The 16,856-nt window shown below is 60.6% G+C and carries 15 protein-coding genes; 5 read left to right on the top strand and 10 right to left on the bottom strand.

Translation table 11 applies throughout. From position 1 onward, the window contains the following. The first annotated feature begins 117 nt into the window (after positions 1–117). Both KBP52_RS05120 and KBP52_RS05115 read left to right on the top strand, forming a co-directional pair. Complete coding sequence (locus KBP52_RS05120) at positions 118–2,229, top strand: PAS domain-containing hybrid sensor histidine kinase/response regulator (protein WP_212622252.1); 2,112 nt, start codon at positions 118–120, stop codon at positions 2,227–2,229. A gap of 31 nt (positions 2,230–2,260) precedes the next feature. Then, positions 2,261–4,894, top strand: a complete 2,634-nt coding sequence (locus KBP52_RS05115; protein WP_212622251.1) for an excinuclease ABC subunit UvrA — start codon at positions 2,261–2,263, stop codon at positions 4,892–4,894. Between the two features lie 231 nt (positions 4,895–5,125). Here the strand turns inward: KBP52_RS05115 and KBP52_RS05110 are convergent, their stop codons facing one another. Genes KBP52_RS05110 through KBP52_RS05085 form a run of 6 tightly spaced genes read right to left on the bottom strand, consistent with a single transcriptional unit; the run spans position 5,126 to position 10,551 of the window. Then, complete coding sequence (locus KBP52_RS05110; protein WP_212622250.1) at positions 5,126–7,069, bottom strand: response regulator; 1,944 nt, start codon at positions 7,067–7,069, stop codon at positions 5,126–5,128. Then, positions 7,059–7,934 (bottom strand): ATP-binding protein, encoded by an 876-nt coding sequence (locus KBP52_RS05105; RefSeq protein WP_077573176.1) that lies wholly within the window; start codon positions 7,932–7,934, stop codon positions 7,059–7,061. The genes KBP52_RS05110 and KBP52_RS05105 overlap by 11 nt, the downstream gene beginning before the upstream one ends. Further along, a complete protein-coding gene (locus KBP52_RS05100; RefSeq protein WP_212623104.1) occupies positions 7,927–8,937 on the bottom strand; it encodes an ATP-binding protein in 1,011 nt (336 codons plus the stop codon). Before KBP52_RS05100 ends, KBP52_RS05105 begins: the two co-directional genes overlap by 8 nt. Then, positions 8,934–9,338 carry an anti-sigma regulatory factor gene (locus tag KBP52_RS05095; protein WP_008084828.1) on the bottom strand — a complete coding sequence of 135 codons (405 nt, stop codon included), beginning with the start codon at positions 9,336–9,338 and terminating at the stop codon, positions 8,934–8,936. The genes KBP52_RS05100 and KBP52_RS05095 overlap by 4 nt, the downstream gene beginning before the upstream one ends. Continuing rightward, complete coding sequence (locus KBP52_RS05090; RefSeq protein WP_007912539.1) at positions 9,335–9,697, bottom strand: STAS domain-containing protein; 363 nt, start codon at positions 9,695–9,697, stop codon at positions 9,335–9,337. The genes KBP52_RS05095 and KBP52_RS05090 overlap by 4 nt, the downstream gene beginning before the upstream one ends. Before the next feature lie 2 nt (positions 9,698–9,699). Next, entirely contained in the window at positions 9,700–10,551 is an 852-nt protein-coding gene (locus KBP52_RS05085; RefSeq protein WP_116029042.1) for an STAS domain-containing protein, read from the bottom strand. Between the two features lie 249 nt (positions 10,552–10,800). Between KBP52_RS05085 and KBP52_RS05080 the strand changes: the two genes are divergently transcribed. After that, entirely contained in the window at positions 10,801–11,064 is a 264-nt protein-coding gene (locus KBP52_RS05080; RefSeq protein WP_212622249.1) for a hypothetical protein, read from the top strand. A gap of 403 nt (positions 11,065–11,467) precedes the next feature. Here the strand turns inward: KBP52_RS05080 and KBP52_RS05075 are convergent, their stop codons facing one another. Continuing rightward, positions 11,468–11,989: a DUF4142 domain-containing protein gene (locus KBP52_RS05075; RefSeq protein ID WP_016983387.1), complete on the bottom strand. Its 522-nt coding sequence runs from the start codon at positions 11,987–11,989 to the stop codon at positions 11,468–11,470. A gap of 205 nt (positions 11,990–12,194) precedes the next feature. Here KBP52_RS05075 and KBP52_RS05070 point away from each other — a divergent pair, with 205 nt between their 5' ends. After that, positions 12,195–12,437, top strand: coding sequence for a DUF465 domain-containing protein (locus KBP52_RS05070; protein ID WP_064387680.1), 243 nt, complete (start codon positions 12,195–12,197; stop codon positions 12,435–12,437). A 96-nt stretch (positions 12,438–12,533) separates the two neighbouring features. Further along, positions 12,534–12,698 (top strand): hypothetical protein, encoded by a 165-nt coding sequence (locus KBP52_RS05065; RefSeq protein WP_176091738.1) that lies wholly within the window; start codon positions 12,534–12,536, stop codon positions 12,696–12,698. A gap of 134 nt (positions 12,699–12,832) precedes the next feature. Here KBP52_RS05065 and KBP52_RS05060 read toward each other — a convergent pair whose 3' ends face one another. The 3 genes from KBP52_RS05060 to KBP52_RS05050 all read right to left on the bottom strand — a co-directional run bounded on the left by KBP52_RS05060 (position 12,833) and on the right by KBP52_RS05050 (position 16,025). Next, positions 12,833–13,909: an SMP-30/gluconolactonase/LRE family protein gene (locus KBP52_RS05060; protein ID WP_212622248.1), complete on the bottom strand. Its 1,077-nt coding sequence runs from the start codon at positions 13,907–13,909 to the stop codon at positions 12,833–12,835. Further along, positions 13,906–15,051, bottom strand: coding sequence for an SRPBCC family protein (locus tag KBP52_RS05055; RefSeq protein ID WP_212622247.1), 1,146 nt, complete (start codon positions 15,049–15,051; stop codon positions 13,906–13,908). Before KBP52_RS05055 ends, KBP52_RS05060 begins: the two co-directional genes overlap by 4 nt. Positions 15,052–15,161: 110 nt before the next feature. Next, positions 15,162–16,025 (bottom strand): LysR family transcriptional regulator, encoded by an 864-nt coding sequence (locus KBP52_RS05050; RefSeq protein ID WP_077573167.1) that lies wholly within the window; start codon positions 16,023–16,025, stop codon positions 15,162–15,164. Positions 16,026–16,856: the final 831 nt, after the last annotated feature.

Below are 16,856 nucleotides of genomic sequence, written 5' to 3'. Positions count from 1 at the left end.
AATCGGCTATACCTCATATGAAACCAATACGACTGCAGACGCTCGAAACAGACGGGCGTCGCGTCGTTATGGCGTCGCGATTTATCGGGCAACCACCTAAGGACACTGAGTCAGTCGATGCAGTTTTTATCCGATAGCCATGGTTGTGAGGGCTGGAAAGGCGAAATGGCCGGGCGCATCAGTGCGTTCGACTGGAGCCACACCGAACTTGGCCCGCTGAACAGCTGGCCGGCCAGCCTGTGCAGCGCGGTGCAACTGATGCTGGCGTCGCCGCTGCCGATGGTCATGCTCTGGGGCCGCGCCGGCTACATGATCTACAACGATGCCTATTCGATATTCGCCGGTGGTCGCCATCCGTACCTGCTCGGCTCGCCGGTTGAACTGGGTTGGCCAGAGGTCGCCGAGTTCAATCGACATGTGGTTGACACTTGCCTGGCGGGTGGCACCTTGTCCTTTCGCAATAAAGAGCTGGTGCTGTTGCGCGACGGCGTCCCCGAAGACGTCTGGATGGATTTGTATTACAGCCCCGTCGCCAACGATGACGGCGTGCCGGCCGGGGTGATGGCGATGGTGGTGGAAACCACCGAATTCATGCACTCCGAGCGCCGCCGTCAGGCCGCTGAAAAGGCCTATCGCGCCGACAACGAGCGGGTTCGTCTGGCGCTGAATGCCGGCGCTTTGCTTGGCTCGTTTGTCTGGGACGTGAAAAACAACACGTTGTCGGCAGACGAACGGTTCGCCCGCACGTTTTCTTATCCGCCGGATCATGACCTGAGCAATCTGGCCCAGGACATTGCCGAATCGCGTATCCATCCCGATGACCACGCCTGGGTCCAAGAGCGCGTCGCCCACTCCGTGCAGACCGGTGAGCCGTATAACGCCGAATATCGCGTCCGGCGCAGTGACGGCAGTTATCTGTGGGTGTTGGCCAGTGGCGGTTGCGAGTTTGACGAACACGGCAAACCGTTGCGCTTTCCCGGCGTACTGATCGACATTCATGAACGCAAGATTGCCGAAGAATCCCTGCTCAAATTTACCCGCAACCTCGAACAGCGCGTCGGCGAAGAAGTCGAGGCGCGGCTGGCGGCTGAAGAGCAGTTGCGCCAATCACAGAAGCTCGAAGCGATTGGCGGGCTGACCGGCGGCGTCGCTCACGACTTCAATAATCTGCTGCAAGTGATCGCCGGCAATCTGCATCTGCTTGCACGTCACGAGCCGAACAACGCCAATGTGCAGCGCCGGGTCAGTGCCTCGCTGGCGGCGGTCGAACGCGGTGCCAAGCTGTCCTCGCAATTGCTCGCGTTTGCCCGGCGCCAGCCGTTGTCGCCGGCAGTGTGTAACCCGCGACAGATTTTCGAAGGTGTCGGCGAATTACTGCAGCGAGCGCTGGGTGAAACCATTCAGATCGACGTGCAGTTGCCGCAGCAGCCGTGGCATATCAACGTCGACCGCAACCAGTTGGAAAACGCCATTCTCAATCTGGCGATCAACGCCCGTGATGCGATGAGGGGTGAGGGCACCATTGCGCTCAGCGCTGCCAATGTGCGGCTCGATCGCGAGTTCTGTGCCGGTAAAGGCATCATCCCCGGCGAGTTTGTCCGAGTCGCCGTCAGTGACAGCGGCGCCGGCATTGAGCCAGAAATTCTCGAGCAGGTATTCGAACCTTTCTTCACCACCAAGGCCGATGGCCAGGGTACTGGCCTGGGCCTGAGCATGGTGTTCGGTTTCGTCAAACAGAGCGGCGGCCACGTCGAGATCGCCAGTACCCTCGGCGAGGGCACGCGGGTGCAGCTGTATTTTCCGCGCAGCCTGCGGCCGATCCTTGATGAGGCGCCCAATCTGCAAAGGCAGCAGAGCGGCGGCCACGAGACGATTCTGGTGGTCGAGGACAACGACGCCGTGCGGACTTCGGCGGTGGAATTGTTGCGCGAGGAGGGCTATCGCGTGTTGACCGCCGGCCACGGCGATGCGGCCATGCAAATGCTCCTCGAAGGTGTCGAGGTCGACCTGATCTTCACCGACGTGGTCATGCCGGGGCTGATCAAAAGCTCCGATCTGTTCGCCTGGGCCAAGGTGCAGACGCCGCCGGTGGCGGTGCTGTTCACCTCCGGGCACACCCGCGACATCATTTCGCGCAATCACCAGTTAAGCCCTGACACGCACTTGCTTGGCAAACCGTACAGCCCGGAAGCCATGTTGCAGATGATTCGGGTGGTGCTCGGTAGCTGAACGTAGAACATTCCTTCACCAAGGCAGGTCGATGACTTCCAAACGCACCTCCAAAGCGCCCACCGGCATGGTTCGGGTACGCGGCGCCCGTGAACATAACCTGAAAAACGTCGATGTCGACATTCCTCGCGATGCGCTGGTGGTGTTCACCGGCGTGTCCGGTTCGGGCAAATCCTCGTTGGCCTTCTCGACCTTGTATGCCGAAGCCCAGCGCCGTTACTTTGAGTCGGTGGCGCCGTACGCGCGACGGCTGATCGATCAGGTCGGCGTGCCGGATGTCGACTCCATCGAAGGCCTGCCGCCGGCCGTGGCCCTGCAACAGCAACGCGGCACGCCGAGTACGCGCTCGTCAGTGGGCAGCGTGACCACGCTGTCGAGCTTGATCCGTATGCTCTATTCGCGCGCCGGCAGTTATCCGTCGGGGCAACCGATGTTGTATGCCGAGGACTTCTCGCCGAACACCCCGCAAGGCGCGTGCCCGGAGTGCCATGGTTTGGGGCGGGTGTATGAAGTCACCGAGGCGCTGATGGTGCCGGACCCGAACCTGACCATCCGCCAGCGCGCGGTGGCGTCCTGGCCGCTGGCGTGGCAGGGGCAGAACCTGCGCGACATCCTCGTGACCATGGGCATCGACGTCGACATCCCGTGGAAAAAGCTGCCGAAAAAGCAACGCGAGTGGATTCTCTTCACCGAAGAAACCCCGACCGTGCCGGTGTACGCCGGGCTGACCCCGGAAGAAACCCGCGTCGCCCTCAAACGCAAGATGGAGCCGAGTTATCAGGGCACCTTCACCGGTGCGCGACGCTACATCCTGCACACGTTCACCCATTCGCAAAGTGCGCTGATGAAGAAGCGCGTTTCACAGTTCATGCTCGGCAGCCCTTGCCCGTTATGCGACGGCAAACGCCTCAAGCGTGAAGCGTTGTCGGTGACGTTTGCCGGGTATGACATCGGTGAGCTGTCGCAGATGCCTTTACTGCAAGTGGCCGAAGTATTACGGCCGGTGGCGGCGGCCAGTTACCTCGAACACGCAGAAGAAACCGGCGAGACCTTGAGCCACGCGCAAACCCGCGAGGCCCGTCAACAACGCGTGGCCCATGGTGCCAGCGGCCACGGCAGCGCGCCGGATGTGCGCCACACGCCAAATCTGTCGCTGGAAAAACGCCTGGCGGCGCAGCGTATTGCCGAGGATCTGCTGGAGCGGGTCAGCACCCTGACCGATCTGGGCCTCGGTTATCTGGCGCTGGAGCGCAGCACGCCGACGCTGTCGTCGGGCGAATTGCAGCGCTTGCGCCTGGCGACGCAACTGGGCTCGCAATTGTTCGGGGTGATCTACGTGCTCGACGAACCTTCCGCCGGTTTGCACCCGGCCGACGGCGAGGCGTTGTTCGAGGCCTTGCAACGCTTGAAGGCTGACGGCAACACGCTGTTCGTGGTCGAGCATGACCTGGAAACCATGCGCCGCGCTGACTGGCTGATCGACGTGGGTCCGGCGGCGGGCGAGCAGGGTGGTCAGGTGCTGTACAGCGGCCCGCCGGCAGGTCTGGTCGAGATCGAAGCGTCGCAGACGCGGGCTTATCTGTTTGCCGAGTCGCAACGCCAGACAAGAACGGCACGTAAACCGACGGCGTGGCTGAAACTCGAGGGCATCACCCGCAACAACCTGAATAACCTCAGCGCCGAATTTCCACTGGGTTGCTTCACCTCGGTGACTGGCGTGTCCGGCTCGGGCAAATCGAGTCTGGTCAGTCAGGCCTTGCTGGAACTGGTCGGCGCGCAGTTGGGGCGGCCGACGGTGGAGAGCGAGCCGGAAGAACTCAGCCTCGAAGACGACGCACCGCAGGTCAGCAGCGGCCAGGTTACGTCCGGGCTGGAGTCGATCAAGCGACTGGTGCAGGTCGACCAGAAGCCCATCGGCCGCACGCCACGCTCGAATCTGGCGACCTACACCGGGTTGTTCGACAACGTCCGTAAGCTCTACGCCGCGACCGATGCAGCTCGGGCCGCAGGTTATGACGCCGGACAGTTTTCCTTCAACGTCGCCAAGGGCCGTTGTGCTACCTGCGAAGGTGAGGGCTTTGTCAGTGTTGAATTGTTGTTCATGCCAAGTGTTTATGCGCCGTGCCCGACCTGCCATGGCGCACGCTACAACCCGCAAACGCTGGCGATTCTCTGGGAGGGTTTGAGCATCGCCCAAGTGCTGCAATTGACCGTCGATGAAGCGGTGACGGTGTTTGCCGGGCAACCGGGGATTCGTCGGTCACTGGAGGTGTTGCGCGATATTGGCCTGGGTTATCTGCGCCTGGGCCAGCCGGCCACGGAGCTGTCCGGCGGTGAAGCGCAGCGGATCAAACTGGCCACCGAGTTGCAGCGCAACCAGCGCAGCGCGACGTTGTACGTGCTGGACGAACCGACCACCGGGTTGCATCCGCGTGATGTCGATCGGTTGCTGGAGCATTTGGATACGCTGGTCACGGCGGGGCACACGGTGATTGTGGTCGAACACGAAATGCGCGTGGTGGCGCAGAGTGACTGGGTGATCGACATCGGGCCGGGGGCAGGGGATCAGGGCGGCCGAATCGTGGTCGCGGGTACACCGCAGAAGGTTGCGGCGAGCAAGAAGAGCAAGACTGCGCCGTTTCTGGCTCGGGCTTTGAGCCGCTAGTTGGGTTGGTTGGGCTGACGTCTTCGTCGGAACGCCGCCCGGAGCAAGCTCGCTCCCACAGGTTTTTGTGGTGTGAACACGTTATCTGTCCACACAGAGCCCCTGTAGGAGTGAGCCTGCTCGCGATGGCGCCAGGTCAGTCAATTCATCTGTGGCTGACACTCCGCTATCGCGAGCAGGCTCACTCCTACATTGGATCTGTGTTCGACATTAATCCCTGTGAAGCTGTGGTCAGGCACCATCAAGGGTGCGGCGGACCTTATCCAATAATTCACTGATCTGAAACGGTTTGACCAGCATGTCCATGCCACTGCCGAGAAACACCTGGCGATTGATCGCCGTTTCCGCATACCCGGTCATAAACAGAATCGGCAGCCCCTCACGCCAACCCCGCGCCACATCCGCCAACTCCCGACCGCTCATGCGCGGCAGGCCAACGTCGGTCAGCAGCAGGTTGATCGACGGATCATTCTGCAGACGCTCCAGCGCCGTTTCGATATCCGCCGCCTGGGTGCAGCGATAACCGGCGTCCTCCAGCACTTCCGTGACAAACATGCGCACCGACGGCATGTCCTCGACTATCAGCACATGCTCGCCAGTGCCTTGCGGATCGACCACTGGCGCAGGGATGTCGGCGCCTGTCGGGTCGGTGGTGGCCGGCAACATGATCGTCACTTCGGTGCCGCGCCGGGCGACACTGCGGATGTGCGCGTCGCCACCCGATTGACGGGCAAAACCATAGATGGTCGACAACCCCAGCCCGGTGCCCTGGCCCAATGGTTTGGTGGTGAAAAACGGATCGAAGACCTTGTCTATGACGTTGTGCTCGATGCCTGTACCGTCGTCACGCACTGACAGCGCCACGTAAGCGCCATCGGCCAGATTCGGGTCGCCGTGGGAGTATGCGGCGTAGGTGTTGACCCAGATATTGCCACCCGCCGGCAGCGCATCGCGGGCGTTGATCACCAGATTCAATACCGCGCTTTCCAGTTGCACCGGGTCGACCAAGGCGATCGCCGGTTTGCTGGTCAGCTCTAGCTTGAGGGTGATCCGCTCACCGATGGTGCGCATCAGCAATTCTTCCAGCGAGCGGACTTGGTCGTTGATGTCCACCGGCCGTGTATCGAGCGGCTGCTGCCGGGCGAAGGCGAGCAAGCGATGGGTCAGGGACGCGGCACTCATCGCCGAATTCAGCGCCGCTTCGCTGTAGAACTGCACCTTGTCCAGGCGCTCGTCGGCGACACGCTTCTGAATCAACTCCAGGCTGGTGATGATGCCGGTCAGCAGGTTGTTGAAGTCATGGGCGATGCCGCCGGTGAGCTTGCCCAGCGCATCCATTTTCTGCACTTGCAGCAACTGCGCCTCGGCGCGCACGCGTTCGGCGGTTTCCTTGGCCAGTTGCGTGGTGGTGTCGTCGAGGCGCGCCAGATGCGAGCGTTCGCGGTGGCGGTGCTCGGTGACGTCTTCGACGAACACCAGGCTCAGTTCGGGCGTGCGGTACGGGGAAATCTGCCACTCGGTCTCGCGAATCTCGCCCTGCACGCGCATGTTCAGCGTGCCTTTCCAGCGCTCGCCATCGACCAGACGCAGGCGCAGCTCATTGAGGATGGCGCTCTGATCCTCGGCGAAGCATTCACGCAGGGCTAGTGGGTCTTGATTGTCGAGAATCAGTTGCGCGAAGGCATGGTTGCATTCGTGCACCTTGAGGCTGGCATCGAGCACCGCGATCGGCGCCGACACATTGGCGAAAATCTCGCGAAACCGCGCTTCACTTTCGCGCAGAGCGTTTTCCGTATCGCGCACCCGTAGCAACGTGCGCAGGGTCGCCAGCAGTACGTCGGGGTCGACCGGGTGAATCAGATAGGCGTCGGCCCCGGCGTCGAGGCCGGTGATGATGTCACCGGTCTGGATCGATGCTGCGGAGACGTGGATCACTGGCAGCAATGCTGTGCGAGTGTCCGCACGCAGAATTCGCACGATGTCGAAACCGCTCATGTCCGGCAGATTGACGTCGAGGATCAACGCATCGAGCGCTTCACTGTCGATCAGCGCCAGCCCCTCGCCACCCGTGCCGGCCTCCAGCACCTCATAGCCGTGACGCTCCAGCCGTCGGCGCAAGGCGTAGCGGGTGGCGACGTTGTCATCGACGATCAACAGGCGGATGTCACGTTTCATCGACGTTCTCCAGAGCGATCGCCAACGGAATGATCACGAAGAAGGTCGAGCCGACCCCCGGGGCACTGTCCATCCCGACTTCACCGCCGAGCAGGGCCGCGAAGCGTTTGCACAGTGACAGGCCCAGCCCGGTGCCGCGCAGACGTTTCTGCAGTGGCGAGTCGACCTGGGAAAAGTCCTCGAACAATGCGCCATGCAGCTCGGCAGCGATACCTATTCCGGTGTCGCTGACGGCAAAGCGCACCTTGTCCGCACCTTCGAGCCGCGCGGAAACCCGCACTTCGCCACGGGTGGTGAACTTCAGTGAGTTGGAAATGAAGTTGCGCAGGATCTGCGCGAGTTTCTTGTCATCGGTGTACAGACGCGGCAAGCCGACCGGTTCTTCGAAGATCAGATCGACGGCGGAGGCATCGACAATCGGCCGGAACATCCCGCGCAGGGCCGAGAACAGATCGAACATGTCGAACCATGCCGGAGAAATGCTGATGCGTCCGGCCTCGATCTTTGCCAGATCGAGCAGGTCATCGACCATGTCGCTCAACTCGCGGGCAGCGGTGCTGACGAACGCTACCTGCTTGTGTTGTTCAGGGCTGAGCGGGCCGTCGAGCTCGTCGGCGAGCAGGCTGTTGATGCTCAGGATCGAACCCAGCGGCGTGCGGAACTCATGGCTCATGTACGACAGGAAACGGCTTTTCAAGTCCGAGGCCTGGCGCAATTCCTCAGCCTGTATGTCGAGTTCGGCGTACAGGGCCAGCACGCCCTGATTGGTTTCATCGAGTTCTTCGCGCAGCGCCGCGGTTTCGCTCTGCAACTGTGCGATCAGCGCGGCCTGTTCCGCGCTGCTCAGAATCGGCGACTCAGCCATGGGCGGCCTCCAGGGCAACGACCAGCACCGTTACATCGTCGCGCCCGCGACAGAAGTCGCGGTGCAGGACGCTGGCTATCACGGCGGGATGGCGGTGCACCAGACCGGGGTAGTCTTGAAGATTCCAACGGGACTGCAAGCCGTCGCTGTACATGATCAATAGATGTCCGTTCACGTGAGCATAGTCAAAGGGTCTGGCTTTCCGATACTGCACACCGACAATGCCCGGGTGCGAGGCCAGTCCGCGGGACTTGTCGGCGTTGATCAGGCTGGCGCCGATGTTGCCGACGCCGGCAAAGGTCAGGCTGTCGCGCCGCGCATCGAACCGGGCAAACGCGACAGCGCCGCCGCGAGTACCGATCATGTCGCGGTGCATGTCTTCCATCAGCATGACCGGTTCGGCAAACGGCGTCAGGGCGAAGGTTTCAGCGCCAGCGCGGCCGGCGCGTTCGGCTTCTTCTCCATGACCGAGGCCGTCGATGATCAGCGCGCTGACGCTGCCGTTGTCATACGCCAGGTGCCAGACATCGCCGCAGGCCGGATCGTTGTGCAGCGAGTGCTGGCTGACTCCAAAATGCATGTCCGGTTCGCGATCCGAGCGTGTATAAAACCGGGCCAGTAACACCGCGCCACGGGCATCCGCGTACACATCAAACACTTCTGCCTGGCGTGATATCGAGCCGAGACCAATGCCTTGGGTGCCTCCGGTGGAGAACCCATCGGGCAGACAGGCCTCCAGATCAAACCCCTGCGCACGGTCGATGGCGAGCAGTTCAATGCCAAAACCATTGGCGCGCGGCAACACCCGCAGATGCATTTCACCGTGGCTGGCGTGCTTGAGCACGTTACTCGCCAGCTCCGTGGCGACCAGTGCCACACGACCGGCATCACGCTCGTCGAAGCCATGCTGTTCGGCCAGTTGCTGCGCGGTGCGCCGTGCGTGGCCGATCTGACTGCTGTCTTCGATCAGCAAAACCTGGGTCATCGACCCGCTGATATTCATGTCCATCGGGTAATCGTTATGCGCGTGCCTTTGCCGGGCTCGGTGTCCAGTTCGAACTCTTCGACCAAGCGTTTAGCGCCGGTGAGCCCCAGGCCCATGCCGCTGCCGGAGGTCCAGCCGTCGGTCATCGCCAGTTTCAGGTCGGGAATGCCCGGGCCTTCGTCGCGGAAGGTCAAGCGCAGACCGACCTTGTGATCTTCATCGAGAATCTGCCAGTCCATGTCGCCGCCGCCACCGTAAACCATGGTGTTGCGGGCCAGCTCGCTGACCGCCGTGACCATTTTCGTCAGGTCGATCAGGCGCATTCCGCATTCGGTGGCCAGTTTGCGTGCGGTCTGGCGCGCGAGCACGACATCCTGCTCGATGTGGATGGGTTGAGTACCGCTGCTGCGTACGGTCATTGCCGGTCTACTCGTTCCTGCAGCAGCTTCATCCCGCGCTCGACGTTCAATGCCGTGCTGACACCGGGCAGGGTCAGGCCGAGTTCGACCAGGGTGATCGCCACGGCCGGCTGCATGCCGACCAGCATGGTTTCGGCATCCATGATTTTCGACAGACCGGAGATCGTACTGATCATCCGGCCAATGAACGAGTCGACCATGTCCAGCGCCGAGATATCGATCAACACGCCCCGCGCCGAGGTCTTGCTGATGCGCTCGGACAAGTCGTCCTGCAAGGTGAGGGCGAGTTGGTCATGCATGTCGACCTGAATCGTCACCAGCAGGAACTTGCCCATCTGGAGAATCGGAATACGTTCCATGCTTATACCGTCTTGACGAGGCTGACACCCAGACGGGTCAGGGCCAGTTTCAATGCATCGGCCAGATTGGCTTTGGTCACCACGCCTTGCAGGTCGAGGCCGAGGTGGACGATGGTCTGGGCAATTTGCGGACGCACGCCGCTGATGATGCAGTCGGCGCCCATCAGGCGGATCGCGGTCACGGTTTTCAGCAGGTGTTGGGCGACCAGGGTATCGACGGTCGGCACGCCGGTGATGTCGATGATGGCGATTTCCGAACCGGTGTCGACGATGCGTTGCAGCAGCGATTCCATCACCACTTGCGTGCGTTGCGAGTCGAGGGTGCCGATCATTGGCAGCGCCAGCACGCCGTCCCACAACTTGACCACCGGGGTCGACAGTTCCAGCAGTTCTTCCTGCTGACGCTTGATCACCGCTTCGCGGGATTTTTGAAAGGTGCGGATGGTGTGCATGCCGAAGGCGTCGAGCAGCTCGGAGACTTCCCAGAGTTGTTCGGCGAGCAGCGCCGGTTGGTCTTTGTAATGGCTCTGCAGCAGGTTAAACAGCGGGCCTTTGAGGGCGAAGATGAAACTCGCGGTCTGCTGCGAATCCTGGCCGAGCAGGGCGCGGCTGTGGGACAGTTTTTCCAGGAACTGACGCGTCGATTCCCAACCAGGTGCATTGATGTTGGTGCCGTTGTCGCTTTCCAGGCCGTTGACCACCAGTTGCAGGAATTCCGTGGTTTGTTGCTGCAGATCGTGGTCTTTCAGATTACGCGTGGCGCCGCTGGCTTGCAGGCCGTTGATCCATTCGCCCAGCAGTTGTGCTTGCTTGTTTTTCATCGCATCGAGTGTGCTGTTCTGCAGTGCTGCCATGTGCCTGTTGCTCCGTCGCGAATTGGGGGGCGATCGTGAAAATGATCGCCGCGAAATGATCGACATTTGCCGTTCGAAATAGTTGTTCGTTCATGCACGTATATTTTTGATCTGGCGCAAGGAACGTCCCGGTAACTCTAGTCGGCGTCGCCGGGCGCGGCGAAGTTTTGAACGTTGGCGTGGGGCAGGCTTCGAATCTTCAAGGCCCGGCGGGTTTACGCCGGGCTGGTTTTGACAAACGAGGTGGTCATGAACGAGCAAACGAAGCAGAGTCAATCTGGCGAACCGATTAACCGCAACGATCCAGCGATCGACCCGCAGGTGCCGGGGCAGCCGGCGCCCGCGCAGCAGCAGGGCGATGATGGGCAGGCGCAGAGTGGTGATCCGGCGGTGGATCAGAAGAACAAGCACACGGACAACGACAATGAGTTCAGTCCGGGCTTCGAACCGCAGCCGGATCGGGCGAGACCGGGGGAGGAGACGGATGCGGATATTGATACGGATGGGGGTTGATGTTCGGTGAAGAGGACAAGGCCGCATCTATCTATTGGATGCGGCCTTTTTTTCGCTGGAGTCTGGTGGTGTGGCTGAGATCGATCCCCCTCACCCCAGCCCTCTCCCCCAGGGGGGAGAGGGGGAAGGGAGCCGATCTCGGTGCTTTTAAAAAATCAGGTTCAACTCGAGATTTCAAGTCGGTGTAACTTGAACATCCAACCCGCCCGAATCCCTCTCCTCAGAGGGGGAAAGGGAGCTGATCTCGGTGCCTTTCAAAAGCTCAGTTCAACTTGAGATTTCATATGGGCGGCTGTTCAGAGCCTGAGTTCGACTCAAGACTTTCAGGTCGGCGTAACTCGAACCTCCACCTCGGTCGGCTCCCTCTCCCTCCGGGAGAGGGCTGGGGTGAGGGTAAGGCTTTTTACTTGCTCGGATGTTTGGCCTGCAGTTCTTTAGCGGCGGCGAGGTGTTTTTCCAGCCCCGGCAGCATTTTCTGCGCAAACGCTTTCAGTTCAGTCGCGCCTTTGACCTTGTCATCGGTCACGGTATTGGCTTGCTTCTTGAACAGCTCAATAGTCTCTTCGTGCGCCTTCACCTGATTATTGGCGTAAGCGGCATCAAAGGACTCATCACGCACTTCAAGGATTTTTTCCTTGGCCTGCTTGACCAATGTCGTGGTGTCCGGGACTTCGATATCGTTGGCCTTGGCAATAGTCGCCAACTCATCGTTAGCCTTGCCATGATCGGTGATCATCATATTGGCAAACGCCTTGATATCAGCCGATTGGCTTTTTTCCAGGGCCAGACGACTGGTTTCGATTTCGGCAATGCCACCGGCCGCAGCGTTATCGACAAAGTCATTGTCAGTCGCAGCAAACGCGCTGCCCATGCCGCTGCTCAAAGCGACAGCCAAAACCAGATGACGCAGGTTGAATCCGTCCATTGGTGTATCTCCACGCAAGTTTTGTTGGTGTTAAGCAATGGAGGCAATGCGGGGAACAAAGGTTTGATCGCATTTGCGACAGGGCGACGAACGGGCACCGCTGGTCTGACAGGTGGTCGACAGAAGCGTGCAACCGAGGCCATTCTGATAACTGGCCAGCGCAATCGGTCGCGCTGGTCAGCCGATCAACTGACGGAGGTGTTCCATGCCGGTTCCCCATGACCTGTTTCAGGACTTGAGTTGCACGAAGGAAGAGATCCAGCAAAAACGCACCCAGGATCCACGATTGGATTCACTGATCAACAAGTATTCCCAAGCCGACGCCGATGTGGTCAAAGCCGAAACGGCCACTTCAGATGCCCCCACCGATGACGCATTGAAAAAGCTCAAAGAGAAACGCCTGAAGGTCAAAGACGAAATCGTCAGCCATTTGCAGGCTCCGTCCTGATCCGCCGACCTGCGGTTGCGGATTGACGGGAACGACAGCCACGAGCGGCACCTCGAATGTACAGAGTCTTCCATCCGACTCATTGCGAGGTGCCTTATGAACGATCCCAAATTCCCCAGTGAAGAGCAGGGCGCATTCGACCCGGTTCCCACGCATCCCGAACCCAACAGCCCGGCGCATACCACGGCCAATCCCGAAGAGCCGGAAGAGGATCTGCCTGAAGACGAAGATCCGGACAAGTTCGATAAATCCAGTAACTGACAGACCGCTTTCGCGAGCAGGCTCGCTCCCACAGTAGATATCTGTTGGCCACAAATGCTGTGACCAGCAAATAACCCTGTGGGAGCGAGCCTGCTCGCGAAGACGTCAGCCCATTCACCACAAAACTGCCAGATTCACTTCAGGGCCGCATCCAACGGCATCCGCGCCATATGTGTGGCCTTCAACGAGCCAAAATACAACCACGGCCCATACTCACGCACCGTGGTAATCGGCGAATAATTGCCACTGCTCGCATCCTGCAGATTGGCAATCACCTTGCCGTCCAGGTCCAGCCCCAGCACAAACCCGCGCTTTTCCACCGGTTTCGGTAAAACCTTCAGCGCCCGCACAATCATCTTGCGCACGAACGGATGCCCGGCGGTGCCATCAAGCAGAGCATTGCGTGGCGCATACAACGCCACCCAGAACCGATTGCTGCCATTGAACGCGAGGTTGTCCGGCAGCCCCGGCAGGTTGTCGATAAACACATCGTGAGTACCGGCTTTCGGCCCGGTCAGCCAGTAACGGCTGATGCGATAAGCGCCGGTTTCGTTGACCAGCACATAGGCATCGTCCGGGCCGAGGGTCACGCCGTTAGCGAACTCAAGCTTATCGAGCAGGACACTGGTTTTACCGCTCTGAAAGTCGTAGCGCAGCAGACGTCCGTCGCCGCCGTGCTCGATGATTGCCTCGCCGTCATGGCCATAGCCCCAACGGCTGGAAGCATCGCTGAAATAGGCGTAATGCCCGGACTTGTCGATGGCCACGTCATCGGTGAAACCGAACGCCAGACCATTGGCCTCCGTGGTCAAAGGGATCAACTGACCTTGCGCATCAAGGGACAGCAAACCCTTCACCCCGTCGGCAATCACCAGCAAGCCGTTCGGGTGCCGGGCCAGGCCCAGCGGACGGCCACCGGTGTCGGCGAGTACTTTGCGTTGCTGGCCGTCGAGGCTGGTACGGATCAGTCGGCCGTCGTGCAGCCCGGTGATCAAGAAATCACTCTCCAGCAGCAACGCTTCCGGCCCTTCGATGTCGCTCGGCCCGACCTGCGCTGCGGCTTTGAGTTTCTGGTTCTCGGCGTAAATGCCTTCTGTCAGCGAAGGTGCTGGAGGCGGCGTCCAGGCCACGGGTTCGACTTTGGTCGGCATCAACAATAAGAACGCGATGACGATGAGGATCAGCAGCAACAACAGATGCCGTAGCTTCACGCGCTGGCCCTCGCCGAGGCCAGGTACTGGGCGGCCATGTCGCGCAGCGCCAGCATCGATGCAGCGGATTCGCGCTCGATGCGGCGTTTCAGCAGCAGGTGATTGGCGATGCGCATGCCCAGACCGCCGAAGCGATAATCCAGCGTGCGGACAAATCGTGTACCGCTGTCGTCGGCGCTGCATTCATAGGTCAGCAGCAGCGATAAGCCATGATCGCCCTGCGCCCGCGCGCACCAGCGTCGGCCGGGCAAATACTCGGTGACTTCCCAGCTCAAATGGCCTTCGCGGCCGCCGGCATGAATGTCCTCTTCAAAGCGCGCGCCGGCATGCAGCGGGCCGTGTGGGCCGTCGATTTTCAGCGACGAGGGGTGCCACTCCGGCCAGCGCCCGACACTGGCGGCGTAGGCAAGTACGGCAATCGGGTCGCCAGCGATATCGATGGTGTGCTGCATGCGGGTCATGGCTTGTCTCGAATAGTTCAACGGGGCGGTTTCCGGCTCCCAGTAAAGAGTGCCGAACAGGTAGTCCATCAGCGGCAGGACGATGTTGAAATTGCGCTCCTGCATGCGTTCGCGGCGGTGATGCAGCTCGTGCAAGCGGCGCATCTGGCGGATCCATGGCAGGCGTGCCAAAGGGTTGTCCGCCGGCAAATGCTCGCAGGCGTGGAACACCTCGTAAGTCAGATAACCCAGCACCATGCAGCCACCGAACAACCCGGCAACGTTGGTGTTTACCTGTGCCAACAGCCACCACAGCGGCAGGGTGATCACCAGCGTATGCAGCACAATCAGCCAGGCGGGGAACAGAATCACCCGCCAGTCACGCGCACTGTCGTAGGTCATATGGCCGGGGGTGAAGAAACTGTGATGATCGCCGGCATGCCGGGCGTAGAACATTTTCGCGAAGGTTTTTTTGTGGTGGCCGAGATGGCGATGGACCATGTACACGCCGAAATTGAACAGCAGCAGGGTCAACGGCACCGTCAGCCATTCCAGCAGACTGACCTGCCGTACGCTGCTCCAGAACGCAGCGATGGCCAGCACGCCGAACAGCAGCACGAAGGCACCGTGCAGCCATGGGTTGTACAGCGGATGAATGGCCGCGCGGTAGCGGCTGCGAAATGCCTCGGCGGTCTGCCTCACTGCATCACCTGCGGGATTGTTGTTATACCCGGCAGATTAGCCGATCCGGCCGTTTGTGCAGGCCGGACCTCGGTGTCACATGCGCCATGCTCCGGTACGAAGCCGCCGCTTCAGCTCAACGGGTTCCAGCGTTGCGACCAGTCATCATCGGTGCGGATCACTTCGCGCAGCAGATGGAAGGCTTGTTGCAGCGTTGCCGAATCGCGGTCGCGTGAGTAGACCAGGTAAGTCGGGTAGCCGAATTCAGGGGCTTTGGTCACTGCTTCCAAGGCGCCGCTCTCCAGATACGTGCGGACCACGCGGGTGCGGAAGTAGCCGCTGCCGCCGTGTTCGAGGATGTATTGCAGGGCCAGCGGGCCGAGGTTGAAACTCAGCGCCGCTTTGGCTTTTTCCGGCAGGGCGGCGTCATGCTGGCGGCGGAAGTCCGGGCCCCAGTCGATGTAGACGTAGGGATCGGGGCGCTCGGGCGCGCGCACCAGAATCAGTTTTTCTTCCAGCACCTGCTCGACCTGCAATCCGGGCCAGTATTCCGGCTGATAGACCAGTGCGGCGTCGAGCACACCGAGTTCGAGCTGGCGCAGCAGGTTTTCGCCGTCGCGGATTTCCATGCGCAGGGCATGCCCGGGAATCTTTTCGCGCAACTCCGCCGCCCAACTGAGCATCAACGGGTTGCACAGGCTGACTTCGCCACCGATGTGCAGCACGTTGTGATAACCCTCGGGCAGCGGCAGATCGCGGCGCGCGGCTTCCCAGGTCTGCACCAGTTGATTGGCGTAGATGACAAAGGCCTCACCGTTGGGCGTCAGCTTCGCCCCGGCGCGGTTGCGCACGAACAGTGTGCTGCCCAGCTGACTTTCGAGTTTCTGCACCCGGGCGGTGATCGCCGTTTGCGTGACGAACAGCTTCTGCGCGGCCGCGGCGAGGCTGCCGTGGCGGACGATTTCCAGGAAGGTGCGAGCGAGATCGATGTCCATGGGCGGGCCGGTGTTTGAGGTGTCGGGCATTGTAAAGGCAAAAGCCCCTCACCCTAACCCTCTCCCGGAGGGAGAGGGGACTGACCGAGGTGTCTTGCGTCATGCATCGACCTGAAAGACCGAGGCGATTATGGATTCAGAGCAAGACTCTCAGGTCGGTGTAAATCTTCAATATCCCCGGCTCGGTTCCCTCTCCTTTGGGAGAGAGGACTGACCGAGGTGTTTTGCGTCATGCATCGACCTGAAAGACCGAGTCGATTATGGATTCAGTAGTGATCGTTCATGTCGGCGAACCTCTACAGCATCCCCCAATCAGTTCCCTCTCCCTTGGGAGAGGGCTAGGGTGAGGGGAAAGCAGTCACCGCCAAAATCAACTGGCCAACTCGGTCAAACGCACCCGCGCCCACTCTTCGATCAACCGCGCCGGCGTGCCACACACCTTGCGCTTGTATAGAAGTTGTGGGAGAGGGGACTGACCGAGGTGTCTTGCGCCATACATCGACCTGAAAGATCGAGTCGATTATGGATTCAGAGCAAGACCCTCAGGTCGGTGTAAATCCCCAATATCCCCGGCTCGGTTCCCTCTCCCTCGGGAGAGGGCTAGGGTGAGGGGAAAGCAGTCACCGCCAAAATCAACTGGCCACCTCGGTCAACCGCACCCGCGCCCACTCCTCGATCAATCGCGTCGGCGTGCCACACACCATGCGCTTGTATAGAAGTTGTGGGCGAGGGGACTGACCTCGGTGTCTTGCGCCATACATCGACCTGAAAGATCGAAGCGATTATGGATTCAGAGCAAGACTCTCAGGTCGGTGTAGATCGCCAATATCC

Source organism: Pseudomonas sp. SCA2728.1_7, from assembly GCF_018138145.1.
In the GTDB taxonomy this organism is placed as follows: domain Bacteria; phylum Pseudomonadota; class Gammaproteobacteria; order Pseudomonadales; family Pseudomonadaceae; genus Aquipseudomonas; species Aquipseudomonas koreensis_A.
This window is presented reverse-complemented; position numbering and strand designations above follow the sequence as displayed.